Source organism: Deinococcus cellulosilyticus NBRC 106333 = KACC 11606 (genome assembly GCF_007990775.1).
Classification (GTDB): domain Bacteria; phylum Deinococcota; class Deinococci; order Deinococcales; family Deinococcaceae; genus Deinococcus_C; species Deinococcus_C cellulosilyticus.
Genome location: NZ_BJXB01000003.1, coordinates 208,021 through 228,272, shown reverse-complemented (window position 1 = coordinate 228,272; position 20,252 = coordinate 208,021). Strand labels below are relative to the sequence as shown.

The following is a 20,252-nucleotide window of genomic DNA, read 5'->3' as shown; positions in this document are numbered from 1 at the left end:
GCCCTTTTTCCTGGCACCAAGATTCTGTAGGTTCTGGGAGGCAATGTGACCCGTTACCTGAAAAACAAACTCAGTGTTGGACTTTTTACCGATGCATATACGCCTTCCATCAATGGAGTTGTGTCCTCTGTGCGCGGTCTGGCGGAAACCCTCAGGGAGCAGGGACACCAGGTGACGATTGTCGCCCCCAGGCACCCCGAGCAGCAGGAGGAGGTGGACGTGATTCGCATCCGTTCCACCACCTACCGTCCGATTCCCGAGCACCGCATGGCCCTGCTCCCCTCTCCGCGCAAGCTTCGCCTGATGCAGGCAAGGCGCTTTGATGTGATTCACACCCACGGCAATGGCCCTTTGCCTGTGATGGGCCTGGTGCTGGCCCGCACCTGGGAAACTGCACTCTTGCACACCTATCACACCCGCATGCAGGATTACCTGCACTATTACCCCTGGTACCCCACCCTGAGCCGTCTGGCCGGACCGGACCACTGGTACATGAACGAGTCCCGTTCAAAGCTGATCCGCAAACGCATTGATGCTGGAACAGCGATGTTTGCAGAGCGTTTTGATGTGTGGTTTGCCAACCGCTGCCACTACCTGATCACCCCCACCTCGGTCATCAAAAATGAGTTGCTGGATGCTGGCGTCAAAACGCCCATCGCGGTGGTGCCCAATGGAATCCCCATTGCCCGCCTGCGCACTCCAAGGCTCGATCCACTGCCCCACCTGCCGAAAGGCGAGCGCATGCTGACCATCAGCCGTCTGGGCAAGGAGAAGAGTGTGGATTTCCTGCTGGAACACCTGGCTCCACTGCTCAGAGAACGGGTGAACAGCCGCCTGATCATTGTGGGAGACGGCCCTGAACGCCATGCGCTGGAAGCGCAAGCAGAACATCTGGGGGTGGGCCGTCAGGTGGTGTTCACCGGGTATGTGAAGCCTGCACAGGTCGCGGATTACTACCAGCATGCAGATGTTTTTGTGTTCGCTTCCGTCACGGAAACCCAGGGCATGGTTGCCCTGGAGGCCCAGGCCTGCGGTCTTCCAGTGGTGGCCCGGGCAGGGGGCGGGGTCACCACCACCATCGAGCATGGCAAGACAGGCTATCTGGTGGACCCCGAACACCCCGAAGCGTTCCGTGCCCGCGTGGAGGACGTGCTGGAGGCAGGCAAACCCACCTTCGCAGCAGAGTTGACCCGCTGGGTGGACGCTGAGGGCTCTCTGGAAACCATGGCGAAACGCATCCTGATGTGCTATGAACTGGCCCTCACCCGCATGTATGATCCACCCCGCATTTCACTGGACACCAAATAAAAACTGGACCTGAAAAGGTCCAGTTTTCTTGAAGTGAGGAGCAGAGGGATCAGGCGGTTGGGGGGATGGGGCTCTGCGGACTTCTGGGTTCGTGTTTGAAGAGTTTGCCAGGGGCTCCGGGAACACCGAGGTAAGGGAGCAGGAAGCGGTCCAGGCCCCACTGTCCGGCGACGCGCCAGGCGAGCATGATGGCTATTGCTGTGACCAGCAGGAGGGGGTTGGAGGACACGGTGCCTGCGAACAGGAAATTGGTGTTCATCGTGGCTCCGAAGAAAGCTGCAATTCCTGTGAACAGTCCCAGGATCAGGGCGATGCCCACGAACACTTCGCCAAACGCCACCATGTACGAGAGCAGTTCTGCGTTGGGGAGGGCAAAATTGGTGATGAAGGAGGCATACCAGCCCTGCACATCCGGGTGGTCTCCCTGGGTTTTGGCGAGAGCGCCCTTCAGAAAACCACTGACCGCCACTCCGGCCTTCTCACCGACCCAGACGCCTGCAGGGTTGGTGATCTTGCCCCATCCGGCATGCAGCCACTCGTAGCCAAGCCAGATGCGCAGCAGGGTCCAGACAACGTTCATGCGGGTGTCCGCAAAGAGGAAACGGGTGAACGCGGGCTCCGGGATTTGTGTACTGAGGTCGCTGGTGGTTTTCATAACCCACACCTTCTTTCTTGATGGTTTCATGTTAAAACCTGGCTTCGTGAAGAATGTCCCGTGTCAAGCTGGGACACGGGTCACATGAAGATGATGAGAACATTTCGCTGGAAATCGATCAGATCAGGCCAACGCAAAAAAGGCCAGCAGTTGCTGGCCTTGAGACGGGCAATGCAATTCATTCCTGCAGGCGCACTTCGATGGCTCTAGCGTGGGCTTCAAGTCCCTCAGCACGGGCAATCTGCGCGGCGGCAGGTCCAGTGGTCTGCAGGGTTTTGCGGTTCACCCCGACCACACTGATGATCTTCTGGAAATCGCGCACGTTGAGCGGGCTGGAAAAGCGTGCTGTGCCACCAGTGGGCATGACATGACTGGGACCAGCAATGTAGTCCCCGAGAGCTTCCATGCTGTCCTCACCGACAAACACCCCTCCCGCAGATTCGACCAGACCCAGGTGTTCCCAGGGGTTCTCAATCAGGAGGCACAGGTGCTCGGGAGCATAGATGTTGTTCAACTCAAAAGCCTGCTGCAGGTTCTCCACAATCACGATCTTCATGCGCTCTTTCACGCTCTCGCGGGCCCAGCCCTGGTTGGGTTCAGGCAGGGCAGAAAGCTGGGACTCCAGCTCCTCCTGAACGGCATACAGCAATTTCTCGCTGGGGGTGACCAGCACAGGCTCTGCTCCAACGTGCTCGGCCTGGGCAAGCAGGTCTGCCACCACGAAAGAGGCACTGGCCGTCTCATCGGCAATGACCAGGGTTTCGGTGGGGCCAGGCAGGGACTCGATGCCCACCTGACCGAAGACCTTGCGCTTGGCCAGCACCACAAAGGTGTTTCCAGGGCCAACAATCTTGTCCACCTGGGGGACACTTTCGGTGCCATAAGCCAGGGCACCAATGGCCTGAGCGCCACCCATCTTGAAGATCTTCTGGATGCCAATTTCGCGGGCCGCCACCAGAATGGCAGGATGCACCTTGCCCAGTTTGTCCGGTGGGGTTGCCACGATGATCTCGGGCACGCCAGCCACTTTTGCGATCACCGCCGTCATGATCAGGGTGCTGATCAGGGGTGCACTGCCACCAGGAACATACACTGCCACCCGAGAAAGGGGACGCACAATCTGCCCGAGGGCTCCAGCTTCGGTGTGGTTGATCCAGCCAGAAGTCGGCTGGTTCTGGTGAAAATGCTCCACCCTTCCAATGCTCTGTTGCAAAGCAGCATGCAGCTCGGGTTCAATGGACGCCCCCTGCAGTTCCTCTTCAGTCACCTGCAACGCTTCAACATGCACCCGGTCCAGTTTGCGGGTCCATTCTTTGAGGGCCTCATCCCCACGGGTCTTCACATCCTGCAGGATGCGGTCCACAACCTGCTCGGGGGTGAGCTTTTCACCGAAGGTTTTCTCGATGCGTTCCAGCATGCTCTCTGGAACAGATTCTTCTCCGAAATTTCTTTTCAGTGCGGTCCTGGCCTGCTGATAGGTGAGTATCTTCATTTCCGTCTGCTCCTGGGTTTGCGCATGTTGTTCTGGGTTTTGGAGATCACCAGTTCGCTGCGGGGATTGCGGGCATCCCGCACCTCACGGGCCGTGTCCTTCTGGGCCTCCCGACCTTCCCTCTGCTGCTCGGCACGGGGTTCACGTTCTCTGCGCTCCGGGCGCTCCTGACGGTCAGAACGGTCATTGCGCTCTGGTCTGCGGCGCTCCGGGGTGCGAACCAGCACCATGTCCATGCTGCCCCCATCCACGGGCTGGGTCAACTTGAATGGGCGAAAAGGCGGCTCCATCTCGATGTACACCTTGCTGAGACCGGGGCGCAGGTAATACACCCGCGTCATCTTCTCCCCTTCGAGGGTGGAGATCACCTGATCGGGCAGGCGCTGGATGTGCACACTTGCCCCCACCATCGGCACGGTGATGGCATGGGCATCGTCGGGCAGTTCACGCAGCATCTGGATCAGGCTCAGGGGGTCCTGATAATCCTGCGTCATGGGGATGGACGCCTCGTCTTTGCCCTGCCGGACCGTGACCAGTCCAGTCTTGCGGTCAAAGACGGTTTCAAAGGTGCTGCCCTTGCGGCCCCCATTTTCAGAGCTTTCATGGTAGTAGGCACTGGTGCGGCTCTTGGGGCGGACGCGACTGACCTGCTCTCTTCTGCCACTCCCGAGCAGGTGGTGCGAGTACGAAGTCTGGGCCTTGATCACCCAGTAGTTGCGCTCCGCCTCGATTTTCAGTTTCTGCTCCCCGATGGCCTTGTTGCCCACCACGAGCTGGTATTGCAGTTCTTCAGCTTGCATCGTGCCCTCCTGCAGGGCTCTTGTGGACGTGCACCACCCACCATTTTCCCTCTCTCATTTCTAGCACCCGGCTCTCATTGACAGAGCGGTGGTGTATAACTTCCCCCCGCACCACCGAAATCATCAGGGTGTAGCTGCACACCGCCACCTGCCCACCTGCCAGAAGCTGGACTTTCGGCTCCAGAATGCTGATGTGGGTGGGGGCCCCCTGGGTGGCCCAGTTGTTCTCGATCATGAATTTGTGGAAATCCAGCCCTTCCTGGCGGTGCGGCGTCACAAAATGCTCGTACAGGGTCAGGTCTGTGGATGTGGTCGATTGATAGGTGTCCCAGTCCCGGCTGTAGATGCTCTCAAGATGGGTTCTCAGGAAGGTGAGTACGTCCTGCATGAAAAGGTTGTACCACATCAGGGCCATCAGCCGTCAGCGGTCAGCCTGCAGAAAAGCCCTCTGGCATGCTGTTTGACAGACCTGAGTGCCGTCGAATCTCTCCAGCAAGCACAGCGACACCCTCCCTGAGGGAGGGCAGGTCCAGATGCCCGTATCCGAGAATCAGACCATGCTGCAGAACCTCACCGGAGGCATAATTTGCCACATCCCGCACCACAATGCCACGCTTCAGACAGTTTTCGATCAGGGACGGTACATGAATGTGCTGTGGCAGTTCCAGAAAGGCGTGAAGCCCTGCCTCCAGTCCCCTGAGCTGGATGTCCTCTGCCAGATGGTTGAGGGGGTCCAGGGCAGATCTGAGGGCTCCATACACCCTGCGCATGCGGCGGATGTGGCGGTCCAGGGCTCCGCTGTCCATGAAGTGGGCCAGCAGGTGCTGGATCAGGGCAGGGGTGTGGTAATCGGACAGTTGCTTGAGGCGCACCAGTTGCCGGATCAGGGGCTCTGAGGCCACCAGATACCCCACCCGCAATTCCGGGGTGAGCACTTTCGAAAAACTCCCTGCATACACCACCCTTCCCCTTTCATCCAGCGAGGCAAGGGCAGGGAGAGGTGGAGCATCGTAGCGGAATTCGCTGTCGTAATCGTCTTCCAGAATCAGGCTGTCATGTTCTTCCGCCCACTGCAGCAAAGCAAGCCTGCGGCCCAGAGGCATCCGTCCACCCACCGGGAACTGATGGGAGGGGGTCACATAGGTCAGGATGGGTGGCGCTGGCAGGGACTGCAGGTGCTGGACAGAGAGCCCATCCTCATCCACGGGCAGAGGCCACACTTTTGCGCCTCTGGCCTCGAAGACCTGCCTTGCCAGACGGTAGCCCGGATTCTCAAACCCCACCCCATCCCCTGGCTGCAGCACCAGACGGGCCACCAGATCAATGCCCTGCAAGGCCCCCGCCGTCACCAGCACCTGCTCTGCATGACACTGCAACCCTCTGGACCTCCTGAGGTGGTCTGCAATCTGCTCCCGAAGAGCAAGCAGTCCCTGGGGGTCAAGGTAATCCCCGGAGATGGGCTGCCTTGCTGCAAATTTCACACTTCTTTGCCAGTCTTCCTCGTTCAGGAAAGACGTGCCCGGCTGACAGACCCGAAATTCCAGTCCTTCCTGATGCTGCGGGGGGTCCACCAGAATTTCAGGCACCTCGCGGAACCATCTCCCCTGCACCATCTGGAACACTGGACTTTCAGTCCTGTGAGCCCCCTCGGCCACAAACGTCCCTGATCCATGCACCGTCACCAGATAGCCCTCGGCCTGCAGGGTGTCGAGGGCAGAGACGACCACATTGCGATTCACCCTGTACTCGCTGGAAAGCTGGCGCTGGGAGGCCAGACGTGCACCCTCAGGCAACTGTCCCCCCAGAATGGCTGTGCGCAGGGCACGAACCAGCTGCAGCTCCAGGGAAACCCCGGTTTTGCGCTCAAGGCGGATGGCAGGAAGGACGGCAGATCTGGTGTTTTTCATGGTAAAAGTGGTCTGGTTTTTTCACACAAAAGTGCTCCTGTCTGCAGGTGCACTTTCCACCTAGCATAACAGGCAGGAGGAAGATCCCATGACCGAGACCTTCAAAATCAAAGGCCGCATTTCCCAGGTGCTCTCCACCCCTGCCGCTGACCCTGAAGTGGCCCGGCAGCACTTCGCCGCAAAACTGACTGTAGAAACCGACCCTTCAGACGTGCATTACGACCTGCAACATGAACTGGACAGCTTCATTCTGCTGGATGTGCGTTCCAGCAAACACTTCGAGGAGTGCCACATCAAAGGGGCAATCGGTTTTCCACAAAGCAAGATCAGCCCAGAAAGCACAGCCCACTTCCCGAAAGACAAACTGATCGTCACCTACTGCTGGGGCGTGGCCTGCAATGGGGCCACCAAAGCTGCCATGAAACTCGCTGCTCTGGGCTTTCAGGTCAAGGAGATGATCGGCGGCATTGAATACTGGCGCCGGGAGGGCTTTGAAATTGAAGGCACCCTGGGGGATGCAGCGCCACTGGTGGGGTGAAGAGGAGCTTTCAGCAATCAGCCATCAGCAGTCAGCTCACAAACAGCCCTTGCTTTCTCTGACACAAGCCAATCCTTGACAGATGACCTGATCCTGTGTGCTTCGACCTTTGCACGTTGATTTCATCCCACATCCAAAATGCATTGAAAAAGGACGGGTTTTAAGCCCGTCCTTCAAAACTGATCGCTGAAAGCTGACTGCTCCTTACTGCTGGGGAGCTTTCTGCAACTTCTCAATCACCGAGACATCTTCCAGTGTGCTGGTGTCCCCTTTGATTTCCTGTCCAGCGGCAATCTGGCGCAAGAGGCGGCGCATGATCTTGCCAGATCGGGTTTTGGGCAGGGCTTCCGCGAAACGGATGTCATCCGGGCGGGCAATCGCTCCAATTTCTTTTGCCACGTGGGCTTTGAGTTCCTGTTCGGTGGCATCAAAACCGGTTTGCAGGGTCACGAAGGCCACAATGCCTTCCCCTTTGATGGGGTCAGGGCGGCCCACCACGGCAGCTTCTGCCACTGCAGGGTGGGACACCAGAGCGGACTCCACCTCCATGGTGCCGAGGCGGTGACCGGAAACGTTCAGCACGTCATCAATGCGACCCACGATGGTGAAATAGCCATCTTGATCGCGTCGGGCTCCGTCACCAGCAAAGTAGACATGGGGAATCTCGCCCCAGTACTGGGTCTTGTAGCGGTTGTCATCGCCGTACACAGTGCGCAGCATGCTGGGCCAGGGTTTGCGGACCACCAGGAACCCGCCCTCGTTGGCTCCGAGTACATGGCCGTCTGCGTCCACAATGGCAGCATCCACCCCGTACATCGGCACCCCTGCACTGCCAGGCTTCATGGTGTGGGCTCCGGGCAGGGTGGTGATCATGATGGAACCCGTCTCGGTCTGCCACCAGGTGTCCACCACCGGGCACTTCTCCTTGCCGATCACGGTGTAATACCAGATCCAGGCTTCGGGGTTGATGGGTTCGCCCACCGATCCCAGCAGACGCAGGCTGGAGAGGTCATGGCTGTTGGGGTACTCGCTGCCTGCCCGCATGAAACTGCGAATGGCGGTGGGAGCGGTGTACAGGATGGTGACTTTGTGGTCCTCAATGATCTTCCAGAAGCGACCCCAGTCAGGGTGGTTGGGAGCCCCCTCGTACATCAGGACCGTGGCCCCGTTCAGCAGAGGCCCGTACACGATGTAGGAGTGTCCGGTGATCCAGCCCACATCGGCGGTGCACCAGTAGATGTCGTCTTCTTTCAGGTCAAAGACGGTCTGGGTGGTCAGGTAAGTGTTGACCATGTACCCGCCGAGGGCGTGCAGCACCCCTTTGGGTTTGCCTGTGGAACCAGAGGTGTAAAGAATGAAATGGGGATGCTGGGCATCGAGGGGCACAGCATCATGGTCTTCACTGACATTTTGCACGGCTTCGTGGTACCAGACATCCCGACCTTCCTTGATGTTGACGTCCTGTCCGGTGCGCTTGATGACCAGAATGTGCTGCAGGCTCGGGGTGTTCTCGGCAGCATCGTCGGCATTTCTCTTCAAAGGCACGGCACTGCCCCTGCGGTAACCGCCGTCTGCGGTGATCAGCACTTTTGAGCCTGCATCGTTGATGCGGTCTGAGAGGGCACCACTGGAGAACCCACCGAAAACCACACTGTGCACGGCGCCAATGCGGGCGCAGGCCAGCATGGCAAAGGCGGCTTCGGGAATCATGGGCAGGTAGATGGTCACCCGGTCCCCGGTCTGCACGCCCAGGTTGAGCAGCACATTCGAGAATTTTTTGACTTCGCGGGTCAACTCGGCGTATGTGTAGGTGCGGACTTCGCCGTCCTCCCCTTCCCAGATGATGGCCGTTTTGTTCCCTTTCTGTTCCAGGTGGCGGTCCAGAGCATTGTAGGAAAGGTTGGTTTTGCCCTCCACAAACCACTGGGCAAAAGGTTCATTCCAGTCCAGAACTTTGCTGTAAGGCTCAAACCAGTGCAGGTCTTGTGCCACTTCGCCCCAGAAGGCTTCAGGGTTTTCGATGCTCTGCTGGTACTTCTGCTCGTAAACTTCACGGGTGATGCTGGTGGTGCGGGTGTAGGCCTCGCTGGGCTGAAAGGTCCGATTTTCATGCAGCACATTCTCAATTGCCTTGTCGCTCATGGACGTCCTCCTGCTGTGGTGGGGTGTTTCTCCCACTATAGCGAGGATTCTTGGGTTCACGGTTGGTTGTTTTGATGGAAATCAGGCCATTCGCAATACTACTGTCTAAGTAACAAAAGTGCAGCAGACCACCGGAAAAGGTCAGGATCTGCCGCATCTTCCATAAATTTGAGGTCACATGTTGCAAAAATTTTATGTTTCACAGACATGTTTTCCTTCAAAAGATTCCTTAAAAAATCAGAATGTTCTTTAAAATTTTGAATTTCATTTTCAAGTGGTATGGTGTCTAGACGAATGCATGAAAATTCACCCATTCAGTTCAGAGGGGTGACGTAAACCTGATGCTTCTGCGGGGGGCCTTCGATCCAGGCCAGAAGCATCTGACCCTCTGGGGCAACCTTGAGGACCGGACTGTGGGCGTCATGCTCAGCGTCCAGGTTCATGAACGGACGAAGCAAATTCCATTTTTTGCCGTCCCAGACTTTGACATAAAGCCAGTGGTGGTCTTCTGCCTCTTCTGCCCAGGCCACCCAGATGCGGCCTCTGGGGTCCACAGCCACCGAGGGCTTCTGTGCCCAGCGTTCAGAATGCACATTCAGGGACCCACCCAGAGCGACCCATTTTTGCCCATCCCAGCGCTTCACAAAGATGTTGGGAAGGCCATCTTTGATTTCTTCAGGCCAGGCCACCACCGGACGCCCTGCCCCATCCAGCGTCATGCTGGGCGGCGTGATGTACACGTTCTGGCGGATGTTCAGGGGGGTGTCTCCCAGGACCACCCAGTCTTTCCCTGGTTGTTTGACTTTCACCCACAGGTTGCTGACCGCACCATTCCCCTCGGTCCAGACCACGGTGCGCTTGCCATTGGGTGAAATCAGCAAGGTGGACTCTGAAGCCATTCTTTTCGGGCTGAAGCCCAGGGAATCGGTGACCTCCCAGATGTCCCCATTCCAGTGCTTGATTTCCAGTTTGATGCCCGTCTTGATGATCTCGCTCCAGGTGATGGTCGGGCTTCCGTCAGGCTCAACGGCCAGAGAACGGGAACGGGCAGCATTGGTCAGGTCAATGCCCTGACGCTGGTCCAGGTTGTATTCCCACGCTGTGCCATTCCAGTGTTTCACCTCAAAGATGTCCCCATCCCCACGCTGCTCGGTCCAGCCCATCCACACATCTCCGGTTGGACCTGTCCTGAGCATGGGGGTCTGGCCGGATTTCTCAGGCTCGGTGTTGATTCTGTCACCCACCTGCACCCAATTTTTTCCATCAAACCGTTTGACCCACACATCATCGATCTTTGTGGCTTTGTTGCGCTCAATCCAGGCCACCCACGGCAGCCCTTCCTTGCTGATCATCAGGTCAAGCTGAATCGCATCATTGTTTCTGCTCATGTTCAGGCTTTCTGGTGGTGAAGCCAGGGCAGCAGACAGGAGCATCAAGGTCAGGGAGAAAAAGGCCGGAATAAAGGTTCTGGACATCTGGACTCCTTGTTGGTGAAAGATCCCCCTGTGCCGCGCTCCGCCTGGCACTGTCCCCCTTGTTAAGGGGGATTGGTGAGCGTATGGGATGGCTTCCACTCCTGTTTTCCACAAACCCCCCTTCGTTAAGGGGGGACAGCCTGGAGCTTTAGCGACAGGCAGGGGGGATCTCACCCTCAGCACTCTTGAAATCACCTACAGCTCAAGTGTATCCAATTTCCAGCCTCAGCATCCCTGTAGACTCAAAAAATGCCCACACCAGCGTCATCAGAACAGGAAATGTTTGCACACTGGAAACAGCTTGCATCTGATCCGTCACCAGAAGACTGGGGAGAAGGTGATCTGGCCATGTTTTTCCAGTGGTTCAGGCCTCTCGGAGCGGGTGTAGAAGCCGCATTTGATGGTGCCATCCATGGAGAAGCCATTCTGGCCCGACTTCTAGAGGTTTATGAAGCCACTGCTGCAGGCTGGGGTGAAAATGGAAGGTACGACGTTTATTTCGTGGTTCGAAATCCACCGGTCCTCTCCAGAGCAGAAACGCTGGCCCTGGTTCAGAGGCACCTGCAAAACCTTCTTGCCTTGAATGAATGGTCCAGAGGTCCGTCTGATGAGGACGTGCGGGAAGGTCTGGAATCCCTTCAGAGCATTGAAATTGTGCATGGCGCAGTTCCTGAAACAGCAGTCAGCCCGATGGCCACCGTTCTGTATGAATTTCTGGGAGACCTGATGGCTGAACTGAAATACGGGCAGGCTCCCCTACAAAGCCACGCCCTTTTGATGCATGAAGCCTTTTACACCCTGGCTGCAGATCACACGCTTACTGATCACCTCACCTGGCCTCTGTATGGGGACCGGATTCCAATTGCAGAGCCATTCCTGCCTTATTTTGGGTTGTGGAAATGCGGGGTGCACCTCCACTTTGCTGATGTGGGCAAGCTCAGGGTACATGTGCCGAATCTGCTGGACCATTGACCTTCGCCTTCCTCAAAGATTCCCGGTGAAAAAGCAGCGCGCTGCATGACACTTTTCCCTCTTGCTTTTTCTGTTGTTACCAGCGCAGTTGCTACGCCAGCTTTCCTGCGACCTGTCTGTGTAGTCAAGATGTGGAATCAATCTTGACTGATTCTGTAAACTTAAAACCAGAACTTAGTGTAAGGAGTACATTATGACCAGACCTCTTCGCATCGCAGTCATCGGCGCAGGCCCCTCCGGCTTTTACGCCACCGAAGCCCTGCTGAAACAGACCCAGTACGACGTGACCGTGGACCTGATTGACCGTCTCCCCACCCCCTACGGGCTGGTGCGGTACGGCGTGGCTCCCGACCACCAGAAAATCAAGAGCGTCACCAACATCTTCCAGAAAATTGCGGCCAACCCCAAAGTGCGCTTCCTGGGCAACGTCAACTTCGGCACCGACATCACCTATGACGACTTGAAAGCCCACTACGACGCCATTTTCTACACCGTGGGCGCTTCCTCCGACCGCTCTCTGGGCATTCCCGGCGAAGACCTCAAGGGCAGCATGAGTGCCACCGAATTCGTCGCCTGGTACAACGGTCACCCTGACTACGCCGACCGCGTGATGCCCCTCGATGTTGAGGGTGTCGCTGTGGTGGGTGTGGGCAACGTGGCTGTCGATGTGAGCCGCATCCTTGCCAAGACCGCCGAGGAACTCGCCCTGACCGACACCGCAGACCACGCCATCGAGCAACTCAAGCACTCCAAAGTGAAAGACATCTACGTGCTCGGACGCCGTGGTGCAGCACAGGCCAAATTCACCACCAAAGAACTGCGTGAATTCGGTGAACTGCTGAACGCCGATGTGGTCGTGGACCCCGCCGAAGTGCAGGTGGATGAACTCTCCGCCAAAGAGATGGAAAACCCCGGCACCGCCAAGAATGTGGAAGTGCTGCAGGAATTCAGCAAAAAGCACCTTGAGGGCAAACCCCGCCGCGTGCACCTGCGCTTCCTGGTCTCCCCCGTGGAAATCATCGGGACCGACCGCGTGGAAGGCCTGAAAATCGAGAAGAACAAACTCGTCGAGCAGGACGGCTGGATTGCCGCTGTCGGCACCGGCGAATTTGAAACCCTGAACGTCGGCATGGTCCTGCGCAGCGTGGGTTACAAAGGCGTCGCCCTCCCCGGTGTGCCCTTTGATGCCCGCAAAGGCGTCATCCCCAACGAGGGTGGCCGCGTCAAAGGCGAAAACGGTGTGCTCCCCGGCGAATACACCGCTGGCTGGATCAAGCGTGGTCCCTCTGGCGTGGTCGGCACCAACAAGGCCTGCGCCGTGGACTCCGTGAACCTGTTCCTCGAAGACGCTGCGAACCTCTCCCGCGTGGACGACAGCAACGCCACCCCCGAAGCCGTGGACGCCCTGCTGGCTGCCAAGGGTGCCCGTGTGGTCACCTTCCAGGACTGGCTCGAACTCGACAAAGTTGAGACCGAAAAAGGCAAAGCCCTGGGCCGTCCCCGTGTGAAATTCGCCACCGTGCAGGAAATGCTCAGCGCACTGGAGCCTGTCAAAGGGTAATTTCCACCAAAAAACCAGGCGAGCCAGCGGCCCGCCCCTACAACCCCTCCTGAGGTTCTGGGAGGGGTTTGTGATTTGAAGACCTCCTCAACCACGCTCCCATTTCGTGAATCGCCCCACCCCAATACTGGCTTTCTCGTCCTGGGTCGATCTGGCGCAGTTCGCTGAGGGTCCGTTCTTCTCCATCTGGAATGTAAAACAGCTCATGCCAGCGGCCCAGGTTGCCTCTGGGTTCGAAAGCAATGCTGCCTGTGCTGCCTCCAGAGAACACCACAGGTTCCTGACCGGGTTCACAACAGGCAAAACAATTTTCCAGGCGGGCCATGCGGTTGGCTTCATGCTGGATCAGGCGCAGAAACTTTTCCACCCCGATCTGTCTGTCAAAGTGGGCATTGTAGGGCCCTGGAAGGCCACCAAGGCAGTCCAGATACAACCCGGTATCAGAGACCAGACAGGGTTGCCCGAGACGGTCTGCTGCGAATCTGGCACTGAACAGGGCCACTTTTGCACAGGAGTCACTCTGGATCTCGGGGATCTCGAAAGGAGGACTCTCGACCTGCAAGTTCAGCCCATACTGACCGATCAGGATGTCTCTGGCTTCCCGGGCCTTTCCAGGGTTGGTCGTCAGGTACAGGACCTCTGGCATCACCTGGCAGGGAGCATCCGAATTTCCGTCACATTCCCGAGCAGCACATCAATCTCAACGCTGTCCCCCACCTTGAGGTTTCTGGGCGTGAGGGTGTCCTGAACCCGGATTCTGCGCAGTCCTTCCGGGGACCTGAGGGTCAGGGTGTAAAAATGGACCCCGTGGATGGGCTGCACTTCAATGGCTTCTACGGTTCCGGCGTAAGTCTGGTACATGGGTCACAGCATAAACCTCCAGAGCTTGCGCCTCTGGAGGTTTCGTCTAACTGAATTCTGCAGTTGATCCCGAGAAGTCAGGTGTCAAACTTGGTGTAGCCTGCCACAGAGCGGCGCTGCGCCCCTCTGGCGTAGTCCATCTGTTCTTCAATGCTGGTGTCGTCACCATTCATGAAGATGTGTTCGGGAACCCAGTAATTGAGTTTGGTTCCGCCCAGTTCAACGAAGAGCTTGTGGGGCTCTTTTTTGTCGCGCCAGAAGGCCACGCGGTCGAAACTGTTGCGCTCTGCCCAGTCGCGGATTTTGCGGGTCACGCGCTTGCTGTTTTCTTCGTGGTCATCCCAGGTAAAAGTTTGTCCTTCAGCATCAAAGAAAAGAATCACCGCCATAACAGCCTCCTTGATGTTCCATTCTACCAAGAAAGAAAGGCTTCCAACTTGGTACATTGATACCGTGCATGTGACCACCCTGAACCTCAACGGCCTGCGAAGCGCCATCCAGAAAGACCTCTCTGGGTGGATCACCCGAAACGACCCCGACATCCTCCTGATGCAGGAGGTCCGGGCTTTCCCCCATCCCGAATTCTTTGATGAACTGGGGTACCAGGCCCACTGGCATGCGGCAGAAAAACCCGGGTACAGTGGCGTGGCCGTGGCCAGCAAAATCTCCCCCAGAAGCGTCAAATACGGCATGGACCGTCCCGAGTTTGATGTGGAGGGACGGGTTCTGACCGTGGAATTTGACCATCTCACGGTGGTCAGTGCGTATGTGCCTTCCGGGAGCAGTGGAGAGGTGCGCCAGGCCTTCAAGTACCGGTTCATGGATGTGTTTTTCGAGTACACCCGCGAACTTCTGGCAGGCCTTGGGGACAGGCAGCTCATTGTTGCCGGAGACTTCAACATCGCCCACCACCCCATCGACCTGAAAAACTGGAAAGCCAACCAGAAAAACAGTGGTTTTCTGCCTGAAGAAAGGGCCTGGCTCACCCGCTATCTGGAGCTGGGACTGCTGGACACCCACCGCCGCAGACTGGGAGAAACAGCAGAATACACATGGTGGAGCAACCGTGGGCAGGCTTTCGCCAACAATGTCGGGTGGCGTCTGGATTACCAGTTCAGCACCCCTATGCTGGCTGAAAAAGCCCACTTTCATCACACAGACCGCGAAAACCGCTTAAGCGATCATGCTGCGGTAAGTATGAAGTACCAATTTCCCTTGACGTAAAGATGGTATACTGACACCAAGACGCGTTTTCGCGTGGTTTGACAACCGCACCAGAAATCTCAGATTTCGCTGGCAAGCAATTGCACCAGATGTGCAGGCGAAAGTTAAGGACCACAATTTGTACGACTCTCACGTCTTGAGGCCCGAGTATGCCTAAACGCAAAAACAGTGCTGATCAGATCAGCACTCCTGAAACCATTGTGCCAGAAGAGCAAAACACACCCTCTGAAGAGGCGGTCAAACCCACGTCCCGCAAAGGAAAGGGAAAACCGTCAGCGTCTTCAACCCAGGAGGCTCCAAAACCTTCCTCCAGAGCAACCAGAACATCCAGAGCTTCCAGCATGAAGGCTTCTGAAACGCCTGATGATGGACAATTGCAAGAGATTTCACCGGAAAGCACTGCAGAAATCGCAGACACTCTTCCTGTGAAGACCAGCAAACGCCCAAGCAAAAAAACCCCCCGGACCGAACCTGAAGTTCAGGTCCCTGAAGTGCTGCAGGCAGACACCCATCTTGAAGGGGCAGAATCCCTTCCTGCAGCTGCAGACGTGGAACTTCCCCAGCCTGAAAAGAAGGGCCGCACGTCTCGCAAAAAGAAAGCAGAGCAGGAGGCCCCTCGCATCGAGATCAGCTCTGCGCCTGCAGCCGACCTGCAGCCCCTCGATCCTGAAGTGCTCGCAGGTGTTCCTGAGCGTCAGGCAGAACAGGATGAAGTGACCCCCGAGCACTTCACCGAAGTGGTGATTTCTGCACCTGAGCACGCTGCAGCAGCGATTGCCGCTGATGTCGCACAGTCGAGCATCCCCACCGAAGACCTGCAGGACAAAAAAGCAGGTTCCAAACGCAAGAAGAAGGCCCAGAGCACAGAAGCTCAGGTTTCTGCAGTGGTTGAATTGCAGCCTGAGATGGTGGTCCTTGAGGCTCCAGCAAAGCAACCTGCCGAACCTGTCGCCATCGACACCCCTCCTGATCCACCCAGAAAAGGCAGGGGCAGCCGCAAGAAAACCGAACAGCCCTCTGAAGAGGTGCAAAACCCCGAGCCTGTTGCCGCCGAAAGCATGGAAACAACTGCTTCTGAAACTGTAATTCCCGAAACTGCAGCAGACGCGCCTGCAACTGTTGAAGCCACCCCTGAAACAGCTGCAGAAGTGGCCCCTGAAGGTGTTCAGGTTGATGCGCAGCCTGCGAAGACCAGCAAGCCCAGAAAAGGGCGCAAAACAACTCAGGCAGCAGATGACACCCAACAGGCTGAAAAGGTCAGCACCAGTGAAATGGCATCAGCTCAGTCTGTGGTCACGCCAGAAATTGATCCTGAACCTGCCCAGACAGAGCCTGAAGTTCAGGCCACTGAACCTGTCGGGGTTGAACCTGCTGCCACGGAAACGGTTGCAGCAGAAGAAGCCGCTCCAAAAGCCAGAAAGAGCCGCAAGAAGAATGCTCCTGCCGTTCCCGATCAGGCCCTGACCCAGACGGAAGCCGTGCAGGTGACTCCTGTGGTCTCTGAACCCGAGCAGAACAGTGAACCTGTGCAACCTGCAGAAGTTCAGGCCACAGAGAGCACACCAGCAGAAGCTGTCCCAGCCCAGAAAGGCCGCAAGACCAGAAAAGCTGCACCTGTTGAAGCTGCTGCAGCACCTGTCGCACCTGAAGTCGCTGAAATCTCCCCTACTGAAGCAAGGCCTGCAGAAAACACCCCGGTGGAAGTGGCCGCTGCTGTGGAGCCTGTCAGTGAACAGGTGGTTGAAAATGCGCCCAGAACATCCAGCAGACGGAAGAAAACTGCCGCTGAACCTGTAATCCAGGAGACCTCTGTTGAAGCTGCCCCTGCACCGGACATCAGCACTGAACAGGCCCCTGATGCAGATGTTCAGGAAGTGCTTGAAAGCGTCCCTGTTCAGGCTCCTGTGAAGAAAAAAGGCAGAGGCAAAAAGCAGGCTGCACCTGAAGTGGTGGTCCCCGAGGAACCCACCCAGGAGCCCTTGAAACTGGATGATGCCCTGGAAGACAGTGCAGAAGTGGTGGATCTGGTCGAAGAAGGTGGGCAGGAAGATGTTCCCCAGCCTTCCATCCGCACACTGGAGCATGGGGATTCCACCCCTGAAACGGCTCCCAGCAAGCCTTCCATTCCCACCCCCCAGAGCAGCCCTGCATCTCCTGATCTGCCTGCTTACCTGTATGTGAAGCGGGACAAGCAGCCCACCTCAAAAGCTGCACCCAGAAGCCAGCAGCCCCAGCAAAAGGCCCCCGAAAAGGGTCCATCCAGAGGCAAAGGGCAGCAAAACCAGCAGCAGACCCCCGAGCCCCAGAAGCTTGATCCTGCTGAACTGGCAAACAAAGATCCAAAAGAGGTGCTGCTGGAGTTCATGAAGCAGAAGCGCCGCACCTGGCATGTGCGGGATCTGGAACGTGCCCTTCCCCGTGTGGTCAAGAACAACCTGGGGAACCGGCGCAACATGGAATCCCTGCTGGAAGAACTGGCAGAAGAAGACAAGGTGGTGCGGGTGCGCAGGCGTGTTTACGCCTACCCGGAAGACACCAATCTGGTGCGGGGTCGCTTCCAGTCCTCAAGCAGTGGGTTTGGTTTTGTGATTCCAGAAACAGGCAAGGAAGACTACTTTATTCCTGCCGATGCCACCCTGGGAGCCTGGACCGGAGACATCGTCCAGATCAAAGCCGAAGAGAAACGCAAGAACGAGAACTCGCCGCGTGGTGTGGTGGTTCGCATTGTCGAACGCGGCAATGCCCAATTGATTGGAACCCTGGAAGAGCGCAAAGGCAACCAGGTGCTGATCCCTGACGACACCCGTCTGGCCAGAAGCATCCCCCTGCTCTCTGAAGGGCTGGAAAACGTGGCCCTGGGTTCCCGTCTGGTGGCTGAGCTGCACTGGCCTGAGAACACCCGCGAGCCTTACGCAAGGGTCAAAGAAGTGCTGGGCACCGAAATCACCCCGGAAACCGAGACCCGCGCGGTGATCGCACAGTACGACCTGCGCGATGAATTTCCCATCGAAGTGGAGAAGGAATCCGAGAAGATCTCCACCCGCATCACCAAGAAGATGCTGGAAGGCCGCCTGGACCTGCGTGAGAAGAACATCTTCACCGTGGACGGACGGGACGCCAAGGACTTCGATGATGCCATCCACATCGAGCGTCTGGAGAACGGCAACTTCCTGCTGGGCATTCACATTGCAGACGTGTCCTACTACGTCACCGAAGGCAGTGCGCTCGACAAGGAAGCCTACCAGCGGGCCACCAGCGTGTACCTCCCTGGCAAGGTCCTGCCCATGCTGCCCGAGAAGCTCTCCAACGGCGTGTGCTCCCTGGTGCCCCACAAGGACCGCCTGACTTTGAGTGCGCTGGTCGAGATGGGTCCTGACATGGACATCCTGACCTACAGCGTCACCCCCAGCGTGATTCACTCCAAAGCCCGCCTCACCTACGACGAGGTGCAGGCCTACAGTGAAGGCACCGCTTCCCTCCCCGACCATGCCCGTCACCTCGAAGGCGACATGCATCTGCTCTTGAAAATCACCAACAAGATGCGCCAGCGCAGGTTGCGTGAAGGGTCCCTGGACTTCAAACTCAGCGAGGTCAAGGTCGAGGTGGACAAAGAGGGGCGTCTGGAACTCATTCCCATCCGCGAGGAAACCGCCCGTGGCATGATCGAGGACCTGATGCTGCTCGCCAACAAGGTCGTGGCCCAGTACATGATCGAACACCACATCCCGGCCCTGTACCGGGTGCACGAGGACCCCAGCGATGACCGCTGGACCGAACTGCGCCACATGCTCACCAAAATGGGCCTGCAGGCCGACGAGAAGCCCACCCCCCAGAACTATCAGGCCCTCCTCAAACAGGTGCGCGGGACCCCCAAAGAGACCGTGGTCAACCACCTGCTGCTGCGTTCCTTAAAGCAGGCCAAGTACGCCCAGCACAACCTCGGGCACTTCGGACTGGCCTTCTCGGAATACCTGCACTTCACCAGCCCGATCCGCCGTTACCCGGACCTGCTCGTTCACCGCATGCTGCGCAAGCACCTGCAGCAGGAAATCAGTGGGCCTGAAAAAGAACGCATCCACGACAAACTCGCTGGCATGGGCGACCACACCAGCGAACGGGAACGCGCCGCGAGCGATGCCGAACGTGAACTCACCAAGTACTACCAGTGCCTGTGGGCACAGGGCCAGCTTGGCGAGGTCTTCGATGGGCACATCAGCAGCGTGACAAGCTTCGGGTTCTTTGTGTCCATTCAAAACGGCATTGAAGGACTGGTGCACATCTCCAGCCTGCCCGACTATTACATCTTCTTCGAGGACACCATGTCCCTGAAAGGCAAGAACAACGGTCAGAGCTTCCAGCTGGGAGACAAACTGCAGGTGCAGATTTCCAATGTGAACCTGGCAGCCAGACAAATTGATTTCATCCTCTGGGAGAATGACATGGATCAGAAACCCCGCGCCCGCAAGAGGGGCGAGACGCAGAACAATGGCAGCAACACCAATCAAAACACCAACAACCGCAAACCCACTCCCCAGCAGGCCAGAGGCAACGCTGGCGGTCAAGGCGGTCAGGGCGGACGCAAACGCCGCGTGGTCACCCTGGAACGCTCCAAAAACGAGTACTCCCGCCCGGTGAACGTCACGGTGCAGAAACTCTACTTCGGAGACTGGACCGTGGAAAACCTGCGGGACGATGAACCCCAGCAGCCCAGACGCGATTTCCGGGGCGGGGGCGGCAACAACCGTCCTCCCCAGAACAAGCAGCAAAACCAGAGCCAGAACCGTGGCAAAGGACAGCAGGGCAACCCTGGCCAGCAACAGAAAGGCCAGGACCGGGCTCCCCAGCAGGCACGGGAGGGCGGCAACCGCAATTCCGGCAGAGATCAGCAGGAACGCCGCGATCAGACTCGGGATCAAAATCGCGACCAGAACCGCGATCAGGGCAGGGAGCAGCAAAAAGCCCAGCAGCAGAATCGGGACCAGGGGCGCAACCAGGGACGCAACCGGGGTGAATCTCCGATTCCCATGCAAAAACCCCGTCCTCAGAAGCCCATGCAACTTCCCAGGAATCCAGACCGCAATGCCAGCCGTCCTTCTGAAGGCAAGGGAGAGCGCAGTGTCCCTCAGCCCCAGCAGTATCAGCCTTCCGAGCCCCGTGAAGCCCAGCCTCAGGTGAAAGCAGACCCTGCCCAGCAAACCAGGACCGAAGGCAACGCCCAGAAGAACGACGCCCAGAAGCGCCGCCGCCGGAAGCCCAAAACCAACGGCAAGGGCAATGACAGCTCTGGCGAAGAATAACCTCCAGCAAACATGAAAGA

Annotated in this window: 16 protein-coding genes; 6 read left to right on the top strand and 10 right to left on the bottom strand. The window is 57.6% G+C overall.

Annotation, left to right across the window (positions count from 1 at the left end):
- Positions 1–45 precede the first annotated feature (45 nt).
- Positions 46–1,308: a glycosyltransferase gene (locus DC3_RS04940; protein WP_146882828.1), complete on the top strand. Its 1,263-nt coding sequence runs from the start codon at positions 46–48 to the stop codon at positions 1,306–1,308.
- 49 nt (positions 1,309–1,357) lie between these two features.
- Here DC3_RS04940 and DC3_RS04935 read toward each other — a convergent pair whose 3' ends face one another.
- From DC3_RS04935 to pdxR, 5 genes are all read right to left on the bottom strand, one after another.
- Positions 1,358–1,963 (bottom strand): DoxX family protein, encoded by a 606-nt coding sequence (locus DC3_RS04935; RefSeq protein WP_146882827.1) that lies wholly within the window; start codon positions 1,961–1,963, stop codon positions 1,358–1,360.
- Between the two features lie 178 nt (positions 1,964–2,141).
- A complete protein-coding gene (hisD, locus tag DC3_RS04930) occupies positions 2,142–3,455 on the bottom strand; it encodes a histidinol dehydrogenase (protein ID WP_146882826.1) in 1,314 nt (437 codons plus the stop codon).
- Positions 3,452–4,255 carry a DUF3108 domain-containing protein gene (locus DC3_RS04925; RefSeq protein WP_146882825.1) on the bottom strand — a complete coding sequence of 268 codons (804 nt, stop codon included), beginning with the start codon at positions 4,253–4,255 and terminating at the stop codon, positions 3,452–3,454. Before DC3_RS04925 ends, hisD begins: the two co-directional genes overlap by 4 nt.
- Positions 4,245–4,643, bottom strand: coding sequence for a nuclear transport factor 2 family protein (locus DC3_RS04920; RefSeq protein WP_146882824.1), 399 nt, complete (start codon positions 4,641–4,643; stop codon positions 4,245–4,247). Before DC3_RS04920 ends, DC3_RS04925 begins: the two co-directional genes overlap by 11 nt.
- A gap of 40 nt (positions 4,644–4,683) precedes the next feature.
- Entirely contained in the window at positions 4,684–6,162 is a 1,479-nt protein-coding gene (gene pdxR / locus DC3_RS04915) for a MocR-like pyridoxine biosynthesis transcription factor PdxR (protein WP_146882823.1), read from the bottom strand.
- Between the two features lie 88 nt (positions 6,163–6,250).
- Between pdxR and DC3_RS04910 the strand changes: the two genes are divergently transcribed.
- Positions 6,251–6,700, top strand: a complete 450-nt coding sequence (locus DC3_RS04910) for a rhodanese-like domain-containing protein (protein WP_146882822.1) — start codon at positions 6,251–6,253, stop codon at positions 6,698–6,700.
- 204 nt (positions 6,701–6,904) lie between these two features.
- Here DC3_RS04910 and acs read toward each other — a convergent pair whose 3' ends face one another.
- Positions 6,905–8,842, bottom strand: coding sequence for an acetate--CoA ligase (gene acs / locus DC3_RS04905; RefSeq protein ID WP_146882821.1), 1,938 nt, complete (start codon positions 8,840–8,842; stop codon positions 6,905–6,907).
- A 314-nt stretch (positions 8,843–9,156) separates the two neighbouring features.
- Positions 9,157–10,317 carry a hypothetical protein gene (locus tag DC3_RS04900; RefSeq protein WP_146882820.1) on the bottom strand — a complete coding sequence of 387 codons (1,161 nt, stop codon included), beginning with the start codon at positions 10,315–10,317 and terminating at the stop codon, positions 9,157–9,159.
- Positions 10,318–10,665: 348 nt separating this feature from the next.
- Here DC3_RS04900 and DC3_RS04895 point away from each other — a divergent pair, with 348 nt between their 5' ends.
- Positions 10,666–11,289, top strand: a complete 624-nt coding sequence (locus DC3_RS04895) for a hypothetical protein (protein WP_146882819.1) — start codon at positions 10,666–10,668, stop codon at positions 11,287–11,289.
- Between the two features lie 193 nt (positions 11,290–11,482).
- On the top strand, positions 11,483–12,850 hold the full coding sequence (locus DC3_RS04890; protein WP_146882818.1) for an FAD-dependent oxidoreductase: 1,368 nt from the start codon (positions 11,483–11,485) through the stop codon (positions 12,848–12,850).
- 37 nt (positions 12,851–12,887) lie between these two features.
- On the opposite strand, the gene DC3_RS04885 is transcribed toward DC3_RS04890, so the two are convergent.
- The 3 genes from DC3_RS04885 to DC3_RS04875 all read right to left on the bottom strand — a co-directional run bounded on the left by DC3_RS04885 (position 12,888) and on the right by DC3_RS04875 (position 14,100).
- Positions 12,888–13,496, bottom strand: a complete 609-nt coding sequence (locus DC3_RS04885) for a non-canonical purine NTP pyrophosphatase (RefSeq protein ID WP_146882817.1) — start codon at positions 13,494–13,496, stop codon at positions 12,888–12,890.
- A complete protein-coding gene (locus DC3_RS04880) occupies positions 13,496–13,711 on the bottom strand; it encodes a hypothetical protein (protein WP_146882816.1) in 216 nt (71 codons plus the stop codon). Before DC3_RS04880 ends, DC3_RS04885 begins: the two co-directional genes overlap by 1 nt.
- A gap of 77 nt (positions 13,712–13,788) precedes the next feature.
- Positions 13,789–14,100 (bottom strand): hypothetical protein, encoded by a 312-nt coding sequence (locus tag DC3_RS04875; protein ID WP_146882815.1) that lies wholly within the window; start codon positions 14,098–14,100, stop codon positions 13,789–13,791.
- A gap of 64 nt (positions 14,101–14,164) precedes the next feature.
- On the opposite strand from DC3_RS04875, the gene DC3_RS04870 reads away from it, so the two are divergent.
- Positions 14,165–14,935 carry an exodeoxyribonuclease III gene (locus tag DC3_RS04870; RefSeq protein WP_246130551.1) on the top strand — a complete coding sequence of 257 codons (771 nt, stop codon included), beginning with the start codon at positions 14,165–14,167 and terminating at the stop codon, positions 14,933–14,935.
- Positions 14,936–15,084: 149 nt separating this feature from the next.
- Positions 15,085–20,232 carry a ribonuclease R gene (gene rnr, locus DC3_RS04865; protein ID WP_222594689.1) on the top strand — a complete coding sequence of 1,716 codons (5,148 nt, stop codon included), beginning with the start codon at positions 15,085–15,087 and terminating at the stop codon, positions 20,230–20,232.
- The last annotated feature ends 20 nt before the right edge of the window (positions 20,233–20,252 follow it).

Excerpts from the sequence above, each read along its gene's own strand:
- hisD (WP_146882826.1), bottom strand. The coding sequence starts at position 3,455 with ATGAAGATACTCACCTATCAGCAGGCCAGGACCGCACTGAAAAGAAAT.
- DC3_RS04900 (WP_146882820.1), bottom strand. The coding sequence starts at position 10,317 with ATGTCCAGAACCTTTATTCCGGCCTTTTTCTCCCTGACCTTGATGCTC.
- DC3_RS04895 (WP_146882819.1), top strand. The coding sequence starts at position 10,666 with ATGTTTTTCCAGTGGTTCAGGCCTCTCGGAGCGGGTGTAGAAGCCGCA.
- rnr (WP_222594689.1), top strand. The coding sequence starts at position 15,085 with ATGCCTAAACGCAAAAACAGTGCTGATCAGATCAGCACTCCTGAAACC.
- DC3_RS04885 (WP_146882817.1), bottom strand. The coding sequence starts at position 13,496 with ATGCCAGAGGTCCTGTACCTGACGACCAACCCTGGAAAGGCCCGGGAA.
- DC3_RS04880 (WP_146882816.1), bottom strand. The coding sequence starts at position 13,711 with ATGTACCAGACTTACGCCGGAACCGTAGAAGCCATTGAAGTGCAGCCC.
- DC3_RS04910 (WP_146882822.1), top strand. The coding sequence starts at position 6,251 with ATGACCGAGACCTTCAAAATCAAAGGCCGCATTTCCCAGGTGCTCTCC.
- DC3_RS04920 (WP_146882824.1), bottom strand. The coding sequence starts at position 4,643 with ATGCAGGACGTACTCACCTTCCTGAGAACCCATCTTGAGAGCATCTAC.
- DC3_RS04890 (WP_146882818.1), top strand. The coding sequence starts at position 11,483 with ATGACCAGACCTCTTCGCATCGCAGTCATCGGCGCAGGCCCCTCCGGC.
- acs (WP_146882821.1), bottom strand. The coding sequence starts at position 8,842 with ATGAGCGACAAGGCAATTGAGAATGTGCTGCATGAAAATCGGACCTTT.
- DC3_RS04925 (WP_146882825.1), bottom strand. The coding sequence starts at position 4,255 with ATGCAAGCTGAAGAACTGCAATACCAGCTCGTGGTGGGCAACAAGGCC.
- DC3_RS04935 (WP_146882827.1), bottom strand. The coding sequence starts at position 1,963 with ATGAAAACCACCAGCGACCTCAGTACACAAATCCCGGAGCCCGCGTTC.
- DC3_RS04875 (WP_146882815.1), bottom strand. The coding sequence starts at position 14,100 with ATGGCGGTGATTCTTTTCTTTGATGCTGAAGGACAAACTTTTACCTGG.
- pdxR (WP_146882823.1), bottom strand. The coding sequence starts at position 6,162 with ATGAAAAACACCAGATCTGCCGTCCTTCCTGCCATCCGCCTTGAGCGC.